Source organism: Corynebacterium sp. BF-R-2 (assembly GCF_024586525.1).
Classification (GTDB): domain Bacteria; phylum Actinomycetota; class Actinomycetes; order Mycobacteriales; family Mycobacteriaceae; genus Corynebacterium; species Corynebacterium singulare.
Map to the genome: position 1 here is coordinate 46,654 of NZ_JAMFTP010000010.1, position 19,252 is coordinate 65,905.

Sequence of the window (19,252 nt, forward strand, 5' to 3'; positions counted from 1 at the left end):
TCCGACGGCATCAGCCAGTTAGCCGATGTTGATGGGATCGACCGCAATACGCAAGGGCAACACATCTTTGCGCGCGCTGCGTACCGCATTAGCCTTTCGCAAGGCTGTGCCGAGCTCCGCACGCGGTCCTAAAGGTGTGCGCACGAGCAGGCGCTGCGGCTCACCTCCCCTCTCCCGGTCATAGTCGCCCGGAAGGCTGACGCCGGGTGGGAGCGGTACAGGTCCCAGAAGCTCCGCGTGTTCTGGAAGCTCAGAGAGCTCAAGAAAGGCATCAAGGGAGGCATCGGCGCCATCGATGGCTGCCATATGAACAGCTGGCGGGAAACGTACTTCACGGCGGGCCTGCAACTCTGCGGCGGCGGCGCCTACCATGTCCCAACGTGCAAAGAAGCCGACCAAAGCCAGCTGGTCATCGGCGGCAACGATAACTACGCCACCATCCTGTGCGGGCTTGACGCGTGTTGCTGCTGCCGCCCATGTGGCGAGGGTGTCTTCCGTGGCGCGAAGATCCTGTCGGCCCAAGAGCGCTCCGGTCTCGACAAGAAGGGCCGCTCCATAGCGCCCGCCTTCCTCGATGCGTGGCTCCGCGCCGGGGGTGGCTATGACGAGCGCGGGTTCGCGGGCTATTTCGTCGATGACCTTGGAACCGCCCGACTGGATAACTCGCGTCTGCGGGAAGGCACGGCCCATCTCTTCCGCGGTGCGCTCAGAGCCCAAGACGATGGCTCGAAGCCGCGGTGAACCGCAGTCAGAGCAACGGTAATGTGTATCCACACGCCCGCACCAGCGACAAGTGGGCAAAGCAGCGGACTGGGTGTCGCGACCACCAGCGGACGGCAGGCCCAACGGCCCATTGCAGTGTCGGCAGCGCGCCGGGGAGGAACAGTTCCCACACGCCAGAATCGGCGCATACCCCTTGCGCGGAACCTGTACCAGCACTGGTTCGCCACGCTCCAAAGCAGCGCGTGTTGCCTGGAAGGCGGGCCCGGACACAGAGGTCGTTCCGCCCTGCATGTGCCTAGTGAGGTTCACGCCGAAGCGGCCTACCGGCACGATGTCGGGGCAGGAGGCTGCCACTGACTCCTCGGTCGGGAGAAGATCGTGCGCCCACCCGGACTCAACCAGCAACTGGGCTTCCGCTGTACGCGAATGCCCGGCGAGAATGAGGCTGCAGCTTTCTTGAGCAGAGCGAGTGCTGAGAACCTCGCGGGCATGGACATAGGGTTTGAGGTTGTCAACAAGGTTGTCGTCGCCATCGTTAAGGATGACGGCCAGCTGAAGGTCCTTGACCGGAGCAAATGCGGCCGAACGTGTGCCAATAACGATGCGGGATTGGCCCGTTAGTGCGGACAGGTAACGCCGATAACGCGCCTGAGGGCCAGTACTATGGGCCAACACCGTGATCTGCTTGGCGGACACATACTGACGGAAGGCCGCTTCCAAGCAGTCAAGATCACGCTGATCAGGTACGACGAGGAGCACTCCCCCGCCAGTGAGCGCCACGCTCGTTCCCAAGGCAGCCAGGGCATCGGCCCAGTCCGCGCCGGGCGCGATTTGCCAGGCAGCGCGGGCAATCTTGCCTTCCAGTACCGAATCGACGAAGGACTCGCCATGAACATAGTGCGACCACGCCGACAAGTCAGGATGCTCGGTAGTACCAAGTTCCTCCCACGGAGTCTCGAGATCTGCTTCTTCTGCCTTGGCATGGCGGGAAGGAATCGCGGTGCGGATAATGTCGGAGCGAACTCCGCCATAGCGCGCGGCTAATGACTCCACCAGGGCAGACATGGCCGGCGTATAGACCGCAAAAGGTGAGATTACGCGGTCGATGTAGCGTAGCGATCCATCGAACTCGGAGTCACTGCCGCGGGCGAGGAGGATGGCGTCGACAAGCCGGCCATTGAACCTAATCCTCACCCGAACACCCGGCTGCGCAACCTCCGAATCGGCCTCATCAATGAGGTAGTCAAAGGATCTATCCAGGTGTGCAACCCCTAATAAGGGCAACACCCGCGCGACCGGTTGATGGGCGGCGGGTGTCTTCTTGGGCATGGCGCCCGATTCTACAGGCCTGCGGCGCGGCGCAGTTCCTCGGCACGGGTGGTGTCCTCCCAAGGGAGATCAACGTCAGTACGGCCGAAGTGACCGTAGGCTGCAGTTGCGCTGTATAGCGGGCGAAGCAAGTCCAAATCACGAATGATGGCGGCAGGACGAAGATCAAAGACCTTGTTGACCGCGGCCTGAATGGCACTGTCGCTCAGTCCATTCTTTGCCGTGCCGAAGGTCTCAACGTAGAGGCCCACTGGCTTTGCACGGCCAATGGCATAGGCAACCTGCACCTCAGCGCGGTCAGCAAGCTCGGCTGCCACGATGTTCTTGGCCACCCACCGCATGGCGTACGCAGCGGAACGGTCAACCTTGCTCGGGTCCTTGCCGGAGAACGCGCCACCACCATGGCGGGCCATGCCGCCATAAGTATCGACGATAATCTTGCGGCCGGTCAGGCCAGCATCACCCATCGGGCCGCCAAGGATGAAAGATCCGGACGGGTTGATCAGTAACTCCGTGTCCTCGGTGTAGTACTTACTCAGGTTGGCATCGCTCACGACCCACTCCACCACGTTGGTGCGCAACTGTTCCATGAGCCAGTCCTGCGTCACGTCCGGATCATGTTGCGTGGAGATAACGATGGTCTCCAGGTGAGTAGGAACATCGTCCTCGTCATAGGCGAAGGTCACCTGGGTCTTACCGTCGGGGCGCAGGGAGGGCACGATGCCCTCCTTACGCACCTGGGTAAGACGGCGCGAGAGGCGGTGTGCCGTGGAAATAGGCAGCGGCATGAACTCCGGGGTTTCATTGGTGGCATAGCCGAACATGAGGCCCTGGTCACCCGCACCATACTGGTCATCATCCTCATAGGTTCCGGAACGCACCTCGGTCGATGCGTCCACACCAGCGCCGATTTCCTGGGACTGCTCACCAATGGCCACGTTGACACCGCAGGTGTGGCCATCGAAGCCAACATCGGAGGAGGTAAATCCAATGTCAACGAGGGTCTTGCGCACAATCTGCGGGATCTCCACGTACCCGGAGGTGCGAACCTCACCGACGACGTGGACCTGGCCAGTCGTCACCAAGGTCTCCACGGCGACGTGGGCGTCCGGGTCGGCCTCCAAAAGGGCGTCAAGAATGGCGTCCGAGATTGCGTCGCAAATTTTATCCGGGTGGCCTTCGGTCACGGATTCGCTGGTGAAGAGGCGTACTGCCTGAGAAGCTGATTCAGTCACACATAGTCCTTTAACTAGTACTGCGCGCCGTAAGGAAAAAAGAAACTGGGACGCAATGCCAGCTTGAAAGCCCGACGCGTTAACACTAGGCCATCGTAGACCAAGCAGTCTATATCTGCAAGAACGACCACTACTTCGCTAGCTTTTCATTCACAGCATCGAGAATCTGTGCCGCAACCACCTGTTTACTGCCGTGAGCGACCTCCAGCGGTTCGGCATTTCGGCGAAGAATCCAGCCGGCGCTCGTGGACTGTCCAAATACTTTGCCCTCACCCACTTCATTGGCCATGAGCACATCGCAGCCCTTTTTCTTGAATTTCTGCTGGGCGTACTCAAGCACACTCGTGTTTGCATCACCAGTTTCTGCAGCAAAGCCCACGATGACAGCATCTTTCTTGAGCTCACCGCCGTCACGGCGGGCTACAAGGCCCTTAAGGATATCCGGATTCTCCACCAGCTCGAGCTGCGCGAGTTGCTCGTCCGCAGCTCCCTTTTTCATCTTCGAGCCAGCAACAGTAGCTGGACGATAATCCGCTACAGCGGCCGCCATGATGACAACATCGGCATCAGCCGCGGACTCATTCATGGCCTTCTCCATGTCGCGCGTCGACGTCACACGGAGAATAGTCGCTCCCGACGGCACAGGAATTTCCTCGGTATTTCCAGCCACGATGGTCACGTCCGCGCCCCGCTGTGCAGCGAGCTCCGCCAAGGCGAAACCCTGGCGTCCGGACGATCGATTACCTATGTAGCGAACCGGATCGAGGTTTTCCTGGGTGCCGCCAGCAGAAACCACGACCTTACGGCCCTTCCAATCGAACGGAACGGGGTGGCCGGCAAGGACCGTACGTGCAAACTCCGCAATTTGGCTAGGTTCCGGAAGACGCCCAGCGCCGGTGTCCTTGCCGGTAAGACGCCCATGAGCGGGTTCCATAACAGTGATGCCACGGCGACGAAGCGTAGCAACATTGTCCTGCGTAGCCGGGTTAAGCCACATCTCCGTGTGCATGGCAGGCACAACGACGATCGGGCAGGTAGCCACGAGGACTGAGGCTGTTAGCAAGTCATCAGCACGGCCACCGGCCAAGCGGGCAATGAGGTCCGCAGTCGCTGGAGCAATGACGACGGCGTCGGCCTGCTGCCCCAAGGCCACATGCTGAACGTCATCCACAGCATCGAAAACCGTGGTCGACACTGGGTTCCCAGAAAGCGCCTCAAAAGTTGCTGCCCCAACAAAGTTGAGCGCGGGTTCGGTGGGAACCACGCGCACATCATCGCCATGCTCTTTGAAGTCACGAATGAGGTGGCAGGCCTTATACGCGGCGATACCACCCGCCACGCCGACAAGAATGCGACGCGGGTTGCTGGTCATGTCTGGGTTCTCCTGTACGTCATTCACTCGGACAATGTTACCCAAGACGCAGAAAACCCACCCGGGCATCCGCACACGATGCACAGGGTGGGTTACAAGGCGCGGCACCGGGCACTCACCCGCCTGCCGAGCGCTCAAGGAAGATTAGTTGCCTTCCTCGTGGTCTAGGAGACCGGCCTCAATTTCGCGCAGAGCGATGGACAGCGGCTTCTCACCCGGCTCCGGGGTCACCAGCGGTCCAACGAACTCGAATACGCCTTCGTCTTGTTCCTGGTAGTAGCTGTTGATCTGACGCGCGCGCTTTGCAGCGAAGATCACCAGTGCGTACTTGGACGAGACCTTGTCCAGGAGCTCATCGATCGGCGGGGCGGTAATGCCCGTCGGCGGATCGAAGACTGGCTCCGGCTTGACGGCCTCAGAATTAGCAGGTGTGGTCACGTTGGTCACATGCACCTTTACTGTTGATAGATGGTCAAAATCTTGGTCTATCCACGCAGGATAGCACTAATAGCAGCAACGGCCTCATCGAGGTCATTATTGACAACGACGTGGTCGAACTCCTTTTGCGCGGCAAGCTCCGTCTCTGCGGTCTGCAACCTGCGGTCGATAACGTCCTGGGGTTCGGTTCCCCGCCCAGTAAGGCGCTCAACCAGAACTTCCCATGACGGCGGGGCGAGAAACACGGTTTCCGCCTCCGGCATCGCCGCTTTGACGTTGCGGGCGCCTGCAAGATCAACCTCCACCAACACCGGGCGACCAGACGTCATGGCCTCCTGCACGGGCTGAGCCGGCGTACCGGAACGCTGCAAGCCGCCATGAATTTCTGCCCACTCGAGCATGTCTCCGGCGTCAATGTGCTCCTGGAAGGCCTCCGGGCTGACGAAGAAATAGTCAACCCCGTCGGACTCGCCAGGACGGGGTTGGCGCGTCGTCATAGAGACGCTGAAGTAGAGGTTGTCAATATCGTCACGCAGGCGCGAAACCACAGTGGACTTACCCACAGCAGACGGACCGGCCAGTACGACCAGCCGTCCGCGTGCAGTTTCGTCAGCCATTGCGCTAATTACTCGCCGTAGCCGAAACGCTCGAGCAGGGCGCGACGCTGACGGTCACCCAGGCCACGCAGGCGACGGGTCTGAGCAATCTCCAGGTCCTCCATGATTTCCTTGGCCTTGACCTTGCCCACCTTCGGCAGGGCCTCGAGGAGAGCAGAGACCTTGGTCTTGCCGATAATCTCGTCGGTCTCAGCCTTCTCCAGAACGTCCTGCAGGTTGGTCTCGCCGCGCTTCAGCGCAGCCTTAAGCTCAGCGCGAGCCTTGCGGGCCTCAGCGGCCTTTGCGAGAGCTTCCTTGCGCTGCTCATCAGTCAACTTGGGAAGGGCCACGGGTTTCCTCCGATTTCATTAGTGTGAACATTTTCGTCTGATGGCTAGCACCAGATTTTCGGTCCTCAGGGGTTTGTTTCCCCAGCGCGAAATAGCTTTTAGCATCTCCACGAACCGACTTCTGGCAATCCTAGCACTGGTCTGTACACGATGACGTAACCCGGCCCCCTTGTTCTAAAGGTTCCTGCACGTCAACGCATATGCCCTAAACAAAATACCAGGTAAACGGCGCGCTCGTTAATCGGGCGCGCCGCACACTTAATCCCGGAACTCCGCAGCCGTCGATATGACGGATTCACGCAGGTCAGCGACCTGTGGGCCATGTGAAAGAATGGCTCGTGACACGTTGGCAAACCCCAGTTCAGGCGCCGCCGCAGTCAGTGTACGGACGTCGTCAGGCGTGGCTCCCTGGGCGCCGACGCCTGGAAGCAGCACAGGACCATTTAATTGGTCTAGCTCGGGCGGCGTGTCGAGGGTCGCGCCAACGACCACGCCGAGAGCACCTACAGCCGCCCCGGCCGCCGTGTTGCGTTCTGCGAGCTCGTCCACAACGCGTTGGGCTACACTTCGCCCATCAACGCTTAATGACTGGAGGGCCACTGCTTCCGGATTTGAGGTCGCGGCAAGAACGAATACTCCCCTGCCTGTCGCCTCGGCAAGGTCAAAGACTGGATTCAGAGCACCAACGCCGAGGTAGGGCGACACCGTTACGGCGTCCGCACGCAGAGGAGAGCTCTCCCCCAGCCAGGCATCGGCATAGCCGGCCATGGTGGAGCCGATATCGCCGCGTTTGGCATCGGCCAGACTCAAGCAGCCCTGCTCACGCAGCGCCGCCAGGGCGTCCTCTAGCACTGCGAAGCCGCGGGAGCCGAAGCGCTCGAAGAAAGCCACCTGCGGCTTCACTATGGCTGCGGTGTCAGCAAAAGCCTCCACACACGTCATGGTGAAGGTGCGCAGGCCGTCAACATCGACAGTCAGGCCCCACGCCTCAAGTAGGTGTGGGTGCGGGTCAATGCCCACGCACAGACGTCCTCGCTCACGTCCGGCTGCGACAGCGCGCTCGCCAAAGGACGCGACAGTGCTACTTGGCTGGGGCATGCTCGAGCTCCTGAAGTGCGCGCACCTTGAGATCACCCTGGCGCAATGCTTCAATACCCTGCACCGCGGCAGTGACGCCCTGGACAGTCGTGACCAGCGGAACACCAACCGACACAGCGGCGGCACGGATGTCATAGCCATCGTGGCGGGCACCCGCGGAACCAGCTGGGGTGTTGAGGATGAGGTCCACCTTGCCGCCGAGGATGGCATCAACGATGGACTCCTCGCCGTCCTTGGCCTCCGAAACCTTCGTAGCGACCTCACACTCCACACCATTGCGACGCAACATCTGCGCAGTGCCATCGGTGGCCACGATGGTGTAGCCCATATAGGCCAGACGCTGGATCGGGAAAATCAGGGTGCGCTTGTCACGGTTAGCCACGGATACGAAGACCGTGCCCTCCGTTGGCAGCTCACCGAAGGCCGCCGTCTCACCCTTGGCGTAGGCCGCGCCGAAGTTATCGGCCAAGCCCATCACCTCACCAGTGGACTTCATCTCTGGGGACAGCAGGGTGTCCAGCAGCTGTCCATCTGGGCGGCGGAAGCGGTTGAACGGAAGGACGGCTTCCTTCACCGCAATCGGGTGCTCCAGCGGGAGGGATCCGCCATCGTAGTTGGACGGGATGATGCCTTCTCCACGCAATTGCGCAATGGAATCACCCAGCATGACGCGCGCGGCAGCCTTGGCCAGCGGAACACCCGTGGCTTTGGACACGAACGGCACGGTACGGGAGGCACGAGGGTTAGCCTCAATGACGTACAGAGTGTCGTCCTTGAGGGCGTATTGAACGTTCATCAGACCCTTGACGCCAATGCCGTGCGCTAGTCGACGCGTCGATTCACGCACCTTCTCAATATCCTGCGGGCCAAGCGTCATCGGCGGGAGCGCGCACGAGGAGTCACCGGAGTGGATGCCGGCTTCCTCAATGTGTTCCATGACGCCGCCCAGGTAGACCTCCTCGCCGTCGCACAGCGCATCGACGTCGATCTCGATGGCGTTATCAAGGAAGCGATCCACCAAGACGGGGTGATCGGAGGTGATTTCGGTAGCGCGGTCGATGTAGTCACGCAGGGAGCCCTCGTCATAGACGATCTCCATGCCGCGTCCACCCAGCACGTAGGACGGGCGGACTAGCACCGGGTAGCCAATGCCAGCGGCAACCGCGCGGGCCTCGTCAAAGGACGTGGCGGTACCGAAAGCCGGGGCCGGCAGCTCGGCTTCTTCCAGAACCTTGCCGAACTCGCCGCGGTCCTCTGCCAGGTCAATGGCAGCAGCGGAAGTGCCCACCACCGGTACGCCCGCAGCGGTGAGGCGCTCTGCCAGGCCGAGCGGGGTTTGGCCACCGAGCTGGACGATGACGCCGGCGACCTCGCCGGACTGCGACTCAGCGTGGTAGACCTCCATAACGTCCTCGAAGGTCAACGGCTCGAAGTAGAGACGATCCGCGGTGTCGTAGTCCGTGGACACGGTCTCGGGGTTGCAGTTGACCATGACGGTCTCGTAGCCCTTGCGGGAGAGCTCCAAGGCGGCATGAACGCAGGAGTAGTCAAACTCGATGCCTTGACCAATGCGGTTCGGGCCGGAGCCCAGGATGATGACTTTGCCCTTGGAACCGTCCGCGCTCTCGCGGACCTCGGACTCGGCGTTCGGGTCAAGCTCATAGGTGCTGTAGTGGTACGGGGTCTGTGCCTCGAACTCGCCTGCACAGGTATCGACGGTCTTGTACACCGGACGAATCCCCAAGGACCAGCGAAGAGAACGTACGCCGTCTTCACCGGCAAACTCTGGGCGCAAGGCGGCAATCTGGGCGTCGGACAGGCCAAAGACCTTGGCGCGGCGAAGCAGCTCGGCATCGAGCACGGGGGCATCGACAAGCTCGCTCCGGAATTGAACCAAGGCCTCGAGCTCGGCCAGGAACCACGGGTCGAGCTTGGAGTGCTCATGCAGCTGCTCCACGGTAGCGCCGAGGCGGAAAGCCAACTCAATGTCGTACATGCGGCCCTCGGTCGGGCGCTCGAGATCCTTGAGTACGGCATCCAGGTCAGTGGCGCGCTCCCCAGCGAAGTACTCGTCCGGCTGGGTCCAGAAACCGGCCTGCTTGCCCTCCAGCGAACGCATCACCTTGTTAAGGCCGGAAATGTAGTTGCGGCCAATGCCCATGGCTTCACCCACCGACTTCATCGTCGTGGTCAAGGTGTCATCGGCACCCGGGAACTTCTCAAACGCAAAGCGCGGAGCCTTGACAATGACGTAGTCCAACGTCGGCTCAAAGGCCGCTGGGGTCACGCCGGTGATGTCGTTGCGAACCTCATCGAGGGTGTAGCCAATGGCGAGTTTGGCGGCCAGCTTCGCAATGGGGAAACCGGTGGCCTTGGACGCCAGCGCAGAGGAGCGGGACACGCGCGGGTTCATCTCAATGGTAATGATGCGGCCGTCCTGAGGGTTGACGGCGAACTGAATGTTGCAACCGCCGGTGTCAACGCCGACCTCACGGATGATGGCGATGCCCTGGTCACGCATCTTCTGGTACTCGCGGTCGGTCAGGGTCAGCGCCGGGGCTACGGTGACGGAGTCACCGGTGTGCACGCCTAGGGCGTCGACGTTCTCGATTGAGGCGATGACCACGACGTTATCGTCGCCGTCACGCATGAGCTCGAGTTCGAACTCCTTCCAGCCAAGTATGGACTCCTCGATGAGCACGTTGGCCTCTGGCGATGCTGCGAGACCGCCGCCGGCGATGCGCTCCAAATCCTCCTCGGTAAAGGCCAGACCGGAGCCCAAGCCGCCCATGGTGAAGGACGGTCGCACGACAACCGGCAGACCCAACTCGGCCACGGTCTCGTGGACTTCTTCCATGGAGTGGCACACGCGGGAACGAGCCGACTCACCGCCGATGGAGGCAACAATGTCCTTGAACTTCTGGCGGTCCTCACCGCGCTCAATTGCGTCAATGTCCGCGCCGATGAGCTCGATGTCGTACTTGTCCAAGATGCCGAGGCGATCCAGCTGAACCGCAGCGTTGAGAGCGGTCTGGCCACCAAGGGTTGCCAGCACGGCGTCGATGGGGTGGCCTTCTTCCTTTTCCTTCAGGAGGATCTTCTCAATGAATTCCGGCTCGATGGGCTCGACGTAGGTGTGGTCAGCGAACTCCGGGTCCGTCATGATGGTGGCCGGGTTGGAGTTGACCAGCGTCACGCGCAGGCCTTCTTCCTTCAGGACGCGGCACGCCTGGGTGCCGGAGTAGTCGAACTCGCAGGCTTGGCCGATGACGATCGGGCCGGAGCCGATAACCAGGACGTGATTGATGTCGGTGCGCTTTGGCATAAGTTTCTTCTTCCTTTTCCTGGTTGCGGTTTACTTGTTCGGGGACTTTTCGGCCATAAGCTCGATGAACTGGTCAAAGAGCGAGTTGGCATCGTGGGGGCCAGCAGCAGACTCCGGGTGGTACTGCACCGAGTAGGCCATCCCATCCTTGAGGGCAACGCCTTCAATGGTGTTGTCGTTCAGGCAGGTGTGGGAGACGATGGCTGGGCCGAAGTCGGTATCGAATTCCTCGCCGGCAGGGTCCTCCTTGCCAGACGGGCTGGCCAGGGCGAAGCCATGGTTCTGGGACGTGATGTCAATCTTGCCGGTGAGCTGGTTGCGCACCGGCACGTTGATGCCGCGGTGTCCGAACTTGAGCTTGTAGGTGTCCATGCCCAGCGCGCGGCCGAGAATCTGGTTACCAAAACAGATGCCGAAGAAGGGGTACTTGGCGGCGAGGATGTCACGGACGACCTCCACCATGGCGTCGGCCGTAGCCGGGTCACCCGGGCCGTTGGAGACGAAGACACCGTCTGGGTTGTACTGCGTGATCTCCTCAAACGGAGTATTGGCCGGAACGACGATGGTTTCGATGCCGCGCTGCGCAAAGTTGTTCGGCGTAGCGGTCTTCACGCCCATGTCGTAGGCAACGACGGTGTAGCACTTCTCCCCGACTGCCTCAATGGTGTAGGGCTTATCCGTGGAGACCTCCTCAGAGAGATCCAGGCCAGCCATAGACGGTTGGTTCTTGACCTCCTCGATGAGCTCCGCAACGTCCCTCTCAGCGGCTTCGCCGGAGAAGAGACCGGCCTTGATGGAGCCGTGGTTGCGCAGGTGTCGCACCACGGTACGGGTGTCGATTCCGCTGATGCCGATGATGCCTTGCTTTTCCATCTCCTCCGGCAAAGTACGCGCAGCGCGCCAGTTGGAGACGCGGCGTGCCAGGTCGCGGATGACGAGGCCGGCGACCCAGATCGTGTCCCCGTGGGACTCATTGTCCTCGTCATTCCAGCCGGTGTTGCCGATCTGCGGGGCAGCGGTCACGACAATCTGGCGGTGGTACGACGGGTCCGTCATGGTTTCCTGGTAGCCGGTCATGGCGGTGGTGAAGACGGCCTCGCCCAGGGTGGTGCCAGTCGCGCCGAAGCCGTGGCCGCGGAAGGTGCGGCCATCAGCGAGTACCAGGATGGCGGGAATGGGCTGGGCGCTTGACGACGCCTCACCGGTCGCGGTTGCAGAAGAAGTTTCTGTGGAAGTCACTGTGTGGTGGCCTTTCAGTATGTAGCACTAGGTGCTCGTGGTGTCTCTAAGTAACTATTGTCCCGAGTGGTCGGCGGCGAGGTCATACGTCACCGCGCCGCGCAGAATGGTGTGGGTCACGCGCGCGCCGAATTCCTCGCCCTCATAGGGGTTGTTGTCCGATTTAGAAGCCAGGCGGGTGGAATCGGATACCCACGAGTGTTTTGGATCGACGATGGTGAGGTTGGCTGGCTCGCCCACGGCGATGGGGCGGCCGTGGCCAGGCAGACGGGTGATTTCGGCTGGACGCTCAGACATGACGCGGGCAACGAAGCGCCAGTCCGCGAGCCCGGTAGCGACGAAAAGCTTGGCGATGACCGCGAGGGAGGACTCCAGCCCCAGCATGCCGGGCTTTGCGTTCTCGAATTCGACGCACTTGTCTTCGCTTCCGTGCGGGGCATGGTCGGTGGCGACGACGTCAATGAGGCCGTCGAGAAGCGCCTGGCGCAGCGCCAAGGTATCTGCTTCCTCGCGCAGCGGCGGGTTCACGCGGAAGACACCGTCATAGGTCACGAGCTTCTCATCGGTCATGAGCAAGTGGTGCGGGGTGACCTCGGCAGTCAGTGGAATGTCCTGCTCCTTCGCCCACTTGAGCAGCTCGACGGTGCCCTTGGTAGACGCATGGCAAATGTGCATGCGGTTGCCGTAGTCACGGGCCAAGAGTGCGTCGCGGGCGACAATGGATTCTTCCGCCACGCGCGGCCATCCGCGCAGGCCCAGGCGTGCAGCGACCTCACCCTCGTTGGCGGAAGCACCTTCGGTCATGCGGTGATCCTCAGCGTGCTGTGCCAAGAGAACATCAAGGCCCTTGGCGTACTCCAGGGCGCGACGCATGAGCTGCGGGTCCTGGACGCACTTTCCGTCATCGGAGAACATGCGCACCTTGGCATCAGACCGCGCCATCATGCCAAATTCGGTGAGCGTCTTGCCTTCAAGGCCCTTGGTGATAGAGCCAACAGGGTGGACATCACACAGGCCGCGGGCCTGGCCCTTGGCCCAGACAGACTCAGCGATGATGGGCTGGTCGGTCACGGGCGAGGTATTCGCCATGGTGAACACGGCGGTGAAGCCGCCCTTGGCAGCGGCACGCGAACCAGTCTCAATGGTCTCGGTGTCCTCACGGCCGGGCTCGCGCAGATGAACGTGCATATCCACCAAGCCTGGAAGGAGGACATGACCGCCAGCATCAATGGTGCGGTCTGGCGCGGCGCCGCCCGTTGCATCGTTCGTGGTGCCCACCGCTGTGATAATGCCGTCCTTGATGAGGACGCTTGTCGGCTCACCTTCGCCATACGGGCGGACATTGGTGATGAGCAGGGTGCCGTCCGCGGGTGCAGACAGCGCGCCGGTGTCAGGATAAGTAGTCATATCTCAGTATCTCCTCGTCTAGATTCCGGCGTTCTCGCCATTGGTAAGCAGCGTAAACAAGGTGGCCATGCGCACGTGGACGCCGTTGTTAACCTGCTGAAGCACGGCCGCATTGTCATAGTCCGCCACGGCGTAGTTGATTTCCATGCCGCGGACCATCGGGCCTGGGTGCATGATGATCGCATCCTTCTTCATCGCGGCCGCGCGATCCTTGGATAGACCATAAAGGGAGGCGTATTCACGATGAGACGGGAAGAAACCACCGTTCATGCGCTCGGCCTGCACGCGCAGCATCATAACGACGTCTGCATCAGCCACCTCGGCATCGAGGTCGTGTGAGACGCGCACCGGCCAGGTATCTACCCCATAGGGCAGCAGCGTCGGCGGCGCAACGAGGGTGACCTCAGCGCCCAAGGTGGAGAGCAAATCCACGTTGGAGCGCACCACGCGGGAGTGCAGGCAGTCACCGACGATGGTGACCTTAAGGCCTTCAAACCCCGTGCCGCCCGCGGAGCGCTCGGTATCGAGGTTGAGGCGTTGGCGCATCGTGGTGGCGTCGAGAAGCGCCTGCGTCGGATGCTGGTGCGAACCGTCTCCGGCGTTGATGACGCTCGGCCCCTGTCCATCCGGAGCGACCCAGCTGGCCAGCTGCTGCGCAGCACCCGAGGACGGGTGGCGAATGATGATGGCATCCGCGCCAATCGAGGTCAGCGTCAAGCCGGTGTCCTTGAGGGACTCGCCCTTCTTCACGGAAGAGCTCGACGCAGAGAGGTTGATGACATCCGCAGACATCCACTTGCCGGCCGTCTCGAAGGACGAGCGCGTACGAGTGGAGTTTTCGTAGAACAGGGTAAAGACCGTGCGGCCACGCAGAGTGGGAAGCTTTTTAACCTCGCGCCCATCAAGCGCCTCACGAAAGCGATCCGCTTCATCCATGAGCGCCAGAATCTCCTCAGCGCTCAAGTCAGCAATGTTGATGAGATGTTTCATTTAGGCCTCCTTGCCGGGCTGTGCCGACTCGACCGAACGGGTGAGCACGACGGCGTCACGGCCGTCGATTTCGGCGTTGTAGACGGTGACGTCCTCATCACGCGCGGTGGGAATGTTCTTGCCCACATAATCGGCGCGAATGGGAACCTGGCGGTGGCCGCGATCCACCAAGACCGCGAGCTGGATGATGTCGGGGCGGCCGATATCCGCCAACGCATCGAGCGCGGCGCGAATCGTGCGGCCGGAATAGAGCACATCATCCACGAGGATGACGGTGGTGGCGTTGATACCACCGTCCGGCACAGTAGTGGGCTTAAGCGCGCGGTGTGGGCGCGAATAAAGATCATCACGGTACAAGGTGATGTCGAGAGAACCCCAGGGAACCTCTACCCCGGAGAATTCCTCTATTTTTTCAGCAAGGCGCTGGGCTAGTGGCACGCCACCAGAGGGAATGCCAAGGAGAATGACTCGCGATGAGTCACTCGAATCCAACGCGGTTTTTTCAATGATCTGGTGCGCGATGCGTGCGACGGTGCGCGCGACGTCTGATGAGCTCAAAAGCTCATTGGACTCCGCGTGAATGTCGGTTTCACTCATCGTGACCTCCTTCCCCGCCTCACAGTGCGGTCTTTAAAGGATGTCGGACAATGGTTAGAAAGACTGTCTATGCTTGAAAGTCAGCACCAACCTTAGCACTTTTTCCGTGCACTGTTGAAGGCTAAAACCCAGCCTTCATGCCCCACTATCCTTAAGGCAGGTTGTCCACTAGTGAGTTTCACCACCCAGCACGTTGTTCCAGCATCACGCGAGGAGGTGTGGCGGTGGCACGAGCGTCCCGGGGCACTCCTTCGATTGAACGCACCGTTTGGTGTCATGACTCCCATCCGCCAGGCAGAGTCTCTAGCCACCGGCACGTCGATACTGGGCCTGCCGGGCGGGCTGAAATGGGTCGCCCGCCATGACTTGGCGGGTTACCAACCGCAGAAGTCCTTCGCCGACGTGTGCGTCAACGCCCCTTTCCGCGTGCTGGCGAACTGGCGTCATGAGCATCTCTTCGAAGATCACCCGGACGGCACACTGATCACGGACAAGGTTCATACCCGCATCCCCTCCGCGGCCGTCAGGTCCACGTTTGCCTACCGCCAGCATCAGCTCATCGAGGACTTCCGGTTCGCACAGCGCTTGGGCGCGCTGAACGATAATCCTCTGACCATCGCCCTCACCGGTTCCCACGGCACGGTGGGCAAGGCCGTCGCAGCACAGCTCACTACGCTCGGCCACACCGTCATCCCCTTGGTTCGCGCCACTCCGAGCGTGGGCGAGCGCCTGTGGCGGCCACACTTACCTGCCAAGAACCTGCTGGAAGGCGTGGACGTGCTCATCCACTTGGCTGGCGAGCCCATCTTTGGCCGCTTCAACAGCTCCCACAAACAGGCCATTCGGAATTCGCGCGTGGGCCCAACACACCTGCTGGCACAGGTCGCCGCCGAGACCACATCACTCAGTGCCATGGTCTGTGCTTCGGCGATTGGTTTCTATGGGCCTGACCGCGGTGATGAAGAACTGACGGAGAATTCCGCGCGTGGCGAGGGGTTCCTCGCCGACGTGGTGGAAGCTTGGGAGCATGCCTGTGCGCCGGCGGTTGCTGCCGGTAAACGCGTGGTGAACATGCGTACCGGAATCGTCCAGTCCGGAAACGGCGGGATGCTCCCGCTGTTGCGTGCGCTGTTCTCCACGGGGTGTGGCGGCGCTTTTGGCAAGGGCGAGATGTGGTACAGCTGGGTTGCCCAAGATGACCTCGAGGATATGTACGTTCGTGCCGCCCTGGACCAGAGGTGGCAGGGCCCCATCAACGCCGTCTCCCCGACCCCGGTCCGCAATCGCGACTATGTCGCTGCTCTGGGCTCCGAGCTGCACCGCCCCACCATCATTCCGATTCCGGAGCTAGGCCCCGCCGTGCTCCTAGGCAAGGAAGGCGCCCGTGAGCTTGCCCTGGCCAACCAAAAGGTAATACCCGCCAAGTTAGACGAGTTAGGGCATGTTTTCCGCTACCGCGAGGTAGACCAAGCGCTTGCCCATGAATTGGGCGGCGAGGAGCTCTTCTAGGCCCCACCCGCTCACCCGGTACCCATGCCTCCGGTAGGGTCGGGGCCGTAAAGAAAATTAAGGCTCAGAAACTAGCGAAGTGAGTGAGAGAAAGAAAGTGACTGACGCGACCAATCAGCAAGAAGCGCAGCAGCGCGAGCTGCTGCCTGACACCCCCGTGGAGGATGTGACCCTCGAGCGCATCGCGGAGATCTTTGATTCCGAGGGCTTGGAATACCGCATCGAAGAGCAGAAGACGCAGGACTCTGGAACCGTTACTCTCCTGCGCACTGGCTTCTCCAATGCGGCGATTGCTTTCCAACTCATCGGTTCCTCCCTCATCGTGGATTCCGTGTGGCGCGGTTCGGTTCCCGCTTCCGAAGGCCCCGCGCTGCTGATGCACATCAACTCGTGGAATCAGGATCACTTCACGCCCACGTTCCGCTTCTTTGAGGCCCCAGATAACGCCCTAGCAGTCTCCGGTGCCCGCGAGTTGGACACAACCCACGGTGCTTCCCGCAACCAGCTAGGCGCCTTTGTGATGTCCACCTTGGATGCCATCCTGCAATCCTTCGAATGGATTGAACAGCAGTACCCGCAGCTTGTGACCTGGAAGGAGCACAACCATGACTAATCCTGCCAAGGACCCGAACGCTTTGCCTGACGTCACGCTCGACCGTGTCATCGCCGCAATGAAAACTTTCGACATCGAGCTTGAACCGGTGACCGGTCGCACCGATGCCGCCACCGCGAACCTTAACGGCCTGCCCTGCATGTTTGCGGTGCTCGACAGCGTGGCCATTGTGCGCTGCGATGTGCCTACCGACGCCGAGTATGCCAAGGCAGATGCTGGCCTCTTCCTGGCTGCTAACCAGATTAATTCCGTGGCTATGGGTGCAAGCGCCGTGATCACAGACTTTGACGGCATGCTGCTCGTGCGCACCGAGTCCGATATTCCATGCGCTGCCGGTATGAATGACGAGCAACTGGCTTCTGCTCTGCGCGCCTCCGTTGACGGCGTCATCAATGCCCAGAACGCAATGGTTGCCGCCGCTGAGGAGATGGCGAAGCTTGGCTCCGAGTCTGCTGCTCAGGCGGGCGAGGGCAACACCGAAAGCGCCGAGTAGTGACTGACCTTCACGCTATCGAGCCGGTGAGCATTGACAGGCTCGCCGAGCTGTGTGAGATCATCGACGCCGACTATGCCATCATTGAAGCCCCGCGAGCTGATGTCGAGGTAGATGCGTACGCTGACGACGTTGACTTACACCGCGTCCTGCAAACCGGCATCCCGCACATTGCGGTGCATTGCGACCTTAGCGAAGACGGCGACGTCCTCAGCACCTTTGCCACATGGGAGGGCACGCTTGCTGCCGTTGAGGAGGAAGCGGTGGCCGCAACCGTGGCCGAGCTCAACTGGGCCAGTGTGGCGCCGACCGTAAGTTATCTGGTGAGCGGCGACGAGGACGACAAGGCTGGTGCGCCCGGAGAGATCCAGCTTTGTGCCAACCGCGCCATGGCCGTAGGCGAGGGCCTGTCTTTGGGCCAGCTGGGGCACTTCTTGCTGAGCTCATTGGCTAGTTTCGCCGAGATCTTCGATGTCATCGCTGAGCGCTTCCCGCAGGCCGTGACGTGGAATGACTCGCAGGAACAGGAGACAGAGGACAAACTATGAGTGCAGACCCTTACGAGATTCTGGCTGGTTCTCCCCTGCCCGAAGTTACTCGCGACCGCGTGCTGACCTTGCTCACCGGGACGGAGCTCGCTATGTCCGCAACGGCCCAGCCCGACGACGGCGCAGTAGTCGTGGCTCGCCTCAACGACTTGGATTGGGTCATCTCTGTTGAAGACGAACTGGTACGCCTCGAATGCGTTCTGCCCACGCAGCTAGACGCTGAGGTAGTTTCGCTGTTCCACGTGCTGTGCAATGAGTTTAATTCCAGCGCTTTCGACGGCCGTGCGCTCGTTGGTACTGCTGAGGGCATGGTGGAATTGCGCGGTGACGCGTGTTTCGTCACCGCTGTGGGCATGACTGATGACCAACTATTCCATGCCCTCAACCTAGGCATTATCAGTGCCCAAGAGGCATTGTTGTCCGTGCTGGATACCTTTAACGACACCGTCCGCGGGCTTGCGGGCGGTGTGCCGGGTGACGAGGCTTAGTCGGCCTCTTCGATGCGCTGGCGCTCGACTTCTGGGTCGAAGTCGGGTGCCGGCCACTCAAGGTCCACGTGCCGCAGGAGATCCACGATGAGGAACTTCAGCGCCATGCGGGCGTATTTCTTATTGTCAGTGGGGATGACATACCAGGGGGCATAGTTTTCATCGGTGCGCTGGATCGCGTCCTGGTAGGCCTCCATGTATTTATCCCAGTACGCGCGCTCCTCGACGTCCGACGGGTCATACTTCCAGAACTTATCCGGGCGCTCGGTGCGCTCGAGAAGGTTCTCTTTCTGCGCTTCCTTAGAGATGTGCAGGAAGATTTTGATGACCTTGACGCCCTTGGCCGTCAGGTCCAGCTCGTAGTCACGGATCGCCTCAATGCGGCGATCAACTTCCTCTTCGTCGACCCACTCATGCACACGCTGGATGAGCACATCTTCGTAGTGCGAACGGTCGAAGGCCACAATCTGTCCGGGTGTGGGATCGTGTTTGCGGATACGCCACAAGAAGTCGTGCTCCAGCTCCTCATCGGTAGGTTTGCCGAAACCAACCGTCGTTGTGCCCTGCGGGTCGAACGTACTCAGCACGTGGCGAATGGCGCCGCCTTTGCCAGAGGTGTCCATACCTTGCAGAACGATGAGTGCAGCTGGTGCGTCTTCACCGTAGGCGCGGCCGTTGGCGAAGAGGCGTTCCTGCAGCTCGTACAGTTCATCGTCATACTTAGAGAAGCGATCGTCGAGCTCATCCTTATCGCCGTCGAACCCCGGCGTGGAGGAGGGATCCACGGAGTCGATCTGAAAATTCTTGCCTGCGCGCAGGTTCAGTGCGTCTTCGATCTTGAATTTCGCCATAGCGACCAGCTTACAGAGACCGCCGCCACAGCAACACCAGCCTTTACTCGC

At 61.0% G+C, this 19,252-nt stretch carries 18 protein-coding genes; 5 read left to right on the plus strand and 13 right to left on the minus strand.

From position 1 onward, the window contains the following. Positions 1–18 precede the first annotated feature (18 nt). The 12 genes from M5J09_RS08335 to pyrR all read right to left on the minus strand — a co-directional run bounded on the left by M5J09_RS08335 (position 19) and on the right by pyrR (position 14,699). Positions 19–2,052, minus strand: coding sequence for a primosomal protein N' (locus M5J09_RS08335; protein WP_042530718.1), 2,034 nt, complete (start codon positions 2,050–2,052; stop codon positions 19–21). Between the two features lie 11 nt (positions 2,053–2,063). Continuing rightward, entirely contained in the window at positions 2,064–3,287 is a 1,224-nt protein-coding gene (gene metK / locus M5J09_RS08340) for a methionine adenosyltransferase (protein WP_042530716.1), read from the minus strand. Between the two features lie 130 nt (positions 3,288–3,417). After that, positions 3,418–4,659: a bifunctional phosphopantothenoylcysteine decarboxylase/phosphopantothenate--cysteine ligase CoaBC gene (gene coaBC / locus M5J09_RS08345; RefSeq protein ID WP_042530714.1), complete on the minus strand. Its 1,242-nt coding sequence runs from the start codon at positions 4,657–4,659 to the stop codon at positions 3,418–3,420. 144 nt (positions 4,660–4,803) lie between these two features. Next, a complete protein-coding gene (gene rpoZ / locus M5J09_RS08350; RefSeq protein ID WP_042530712.1) occupies positions 4,804–5,106 on the minus strand; it encodes a DNA-directed RNA polymerase subunit omega in 303 nt (100 codons plus the stop codon). 38 nt (positions 5,107–5,144) lie between these two features. Continuing rightward, a complete protein-coding gene (gmk, locus tag M5J09_RS08355; protein WP_042530710.1) occupies positions 5,145–5,714 on the minus strand; it encodes a guanylate kinase in 570 nt (189 codons plus the stop codon). Positions 5,715–5,722: 8 nt separating this feature from the next. Then, entirely contained in the window at positions 5,723–6,043 is a 321-nt protein-coding gene (mihF, locus tag M5J09_RS08360) for an integration host factor, actinobacterial type (protein WP_039675208.1), read from the minus strand. A gap of 258 nt (positions 6,044–6,301) precedes the next feature. After that, a complete protein-coding gene (gene pyrF, locus M5J09_RS08365; RefSeq protein WP_042530707.1) occupies positions 6,302–7,141 on the minus strand; it encodes an orotidine-5'-phosphate decarboxylase in 840 nt (279 codons plus the stop codon). Further along, on the minus strand, positions 7,125–10,466 hold the full coding sequence (gene carB / locus M5J09_RS08370) for a carbamoyl-phosphate synthase large subunit (RefSeq protein ID WP_257157549.1): 3,342 nt from the start codon (positions 10,464–10,466) through the stop codon (positions 7,125–7,127). The genes pyrF and carB overlap by 17 nt, the downstream gene beginning before the upstream one ends. A 30-nt stretch (positions 10,467–10,496) precedes the next feature. Next, positions 10,497–11,642, minus strand: a complete 1,146-nt coding sequence (carA, locus tag M5J09_RS08375; RefSeq protein ID WP_042533227.1) for a glutamine-hydrolyzing carbamoyl-phosphate synthase small subunit — start codon at positions 11,640–11,642, stop codon at positions 10,497–10,499. Positions 11,643–11,759: 117 nt separating this feature from the next. After that, complete coding sequence (locus tag M5J09_RS08380) at positions 11,760–13,112, minus strand: dihydroorotase (protein WP_257157550.1); 1,353 nt, start codon at positions 13,110–13,112, stop codon at positions 11,760–11,762. Positions 13,113–13,130: 18 nt separating this feature from the next. After that, a complete protein-coding gene (locus tag M5J09_RS08385) occupies positions 13,131–14,102 on the minus strand; it encodes an aspartate carbamoyltransferase catalytic subunit (RefSeq protein WP_257157551.1) in 972 nt (323 codons plus the stop codon). Continuing rightward, a complete protein-coding gene (gene pyrR / locus M5J09_RS08390) occupies positions 14,103–14,699 on the minus strand; it encodes a bifunctional pyr operon transcriptional regulator/uracil phosphoribosyltransferase PyrR (protein WP_070536541.1) in 597 nt (198 codons plus the stop codon). Positions 14,700–14,870: 171 nt separating this feature from the next. On the opposite strand from pyrR, the gene M5J09_RS08395 reads away from it, so the two are divergent. The 5 genes from M5J09_RS08395 to M5J09_RS08415 all read left to right on the plus strand — a co-directional run bounded on the left by M5J09_RS08395 (position 14,871) and on the right by M5J09_RS08415 (position 18,350). Next, positions 14,871–16,208 carry a TIGR01777 family oxidoreductase gene (locus M5J09_RS08395; RefSeq protein WP_257157552.1) on the plus strand — a complete coding sequence of 446 codons (1,338 nt, stop codon included), beginning with the start codon at positions 14,871–14,873 and terminating at the stop codon, positions 16,206–16,208. A 97-nt stretch (positions 16,209–16,305) separates the two neighbouring features. After that, positions 16,306–16,821 carry a YbjN domain-containing protein gene (locus M5J09_RS08400; RefSeq protein WP_042530695.1) on the plus strand — a complete coding sequence of 172 codons (516 nt, stop codon included), beginning with the start codon at positions 16,306–16,308 and terminating at the stop codon, positions 16,819–16,821. After that, positions 16,814–17,314: a YbjN domain-containing protein gene (locus M5J09_RS08405; protein ID WP_042530693.1), complete on the plus strand. Its 501-nt coding sequence runs from the start codon at positions 16,814–16,816 to the stop codon at positions 17,312–17,314. Before M5J09_RS08400 ends, M5J09_RS08405 begins: the two co-directional genes overlap by 8 nt. Next, positions 17,314–17,862 carry a hypothetical protein gene (locus tag M5J09_RS08410; protein ID WP_257157553.1) on the plus strand — a complete coding sequence of 183 codons (549 nt, stop codon included), beginning with the start codon at positions 17,314–17,316 and terminating at the stop codon, positions 17,860–17,862. The genes M5J09_RS08405 and M5J09_RS08410 overlap by 1 nt, the downstream gene beginning before the upstream one ends. Then, positions 17,859–18,350: a YbjN domain-containing protein gene (locus M5J09_RS08415; protein ID WP_070536546.1), complete on the plus strand. Its 492-nt coding sequence runs from the start codon at positions 17,859–17,861 to the stop codon at positions 18,348–18,350. The genes M5J09_RS08410 and M5J09_RS08415 overlap by 4 nt, the downstream gene beginning before the upstream one ends. Here M5J09_RS08415 and M5J09_RS08420 read toward each other — a convergent pair. Continuing rightward, positions 18,347–19,201, minus strand: a complete 855-nt coding sequence (locus M5J09_RS08420) for a PPK2 family polyphosphate kinase (RefSeq protein ID WP_042530687.1) — start codon at positions 19,199–19,201, stop codon at positions 18,347–18,349. The two genes, M5J09_RS08415 and M5J09_RS08420, sit on opposite strands and share 4 nt — an antisense overlap. Positions 19,202–19,252 lie beyond the last annotated feature (51 nt).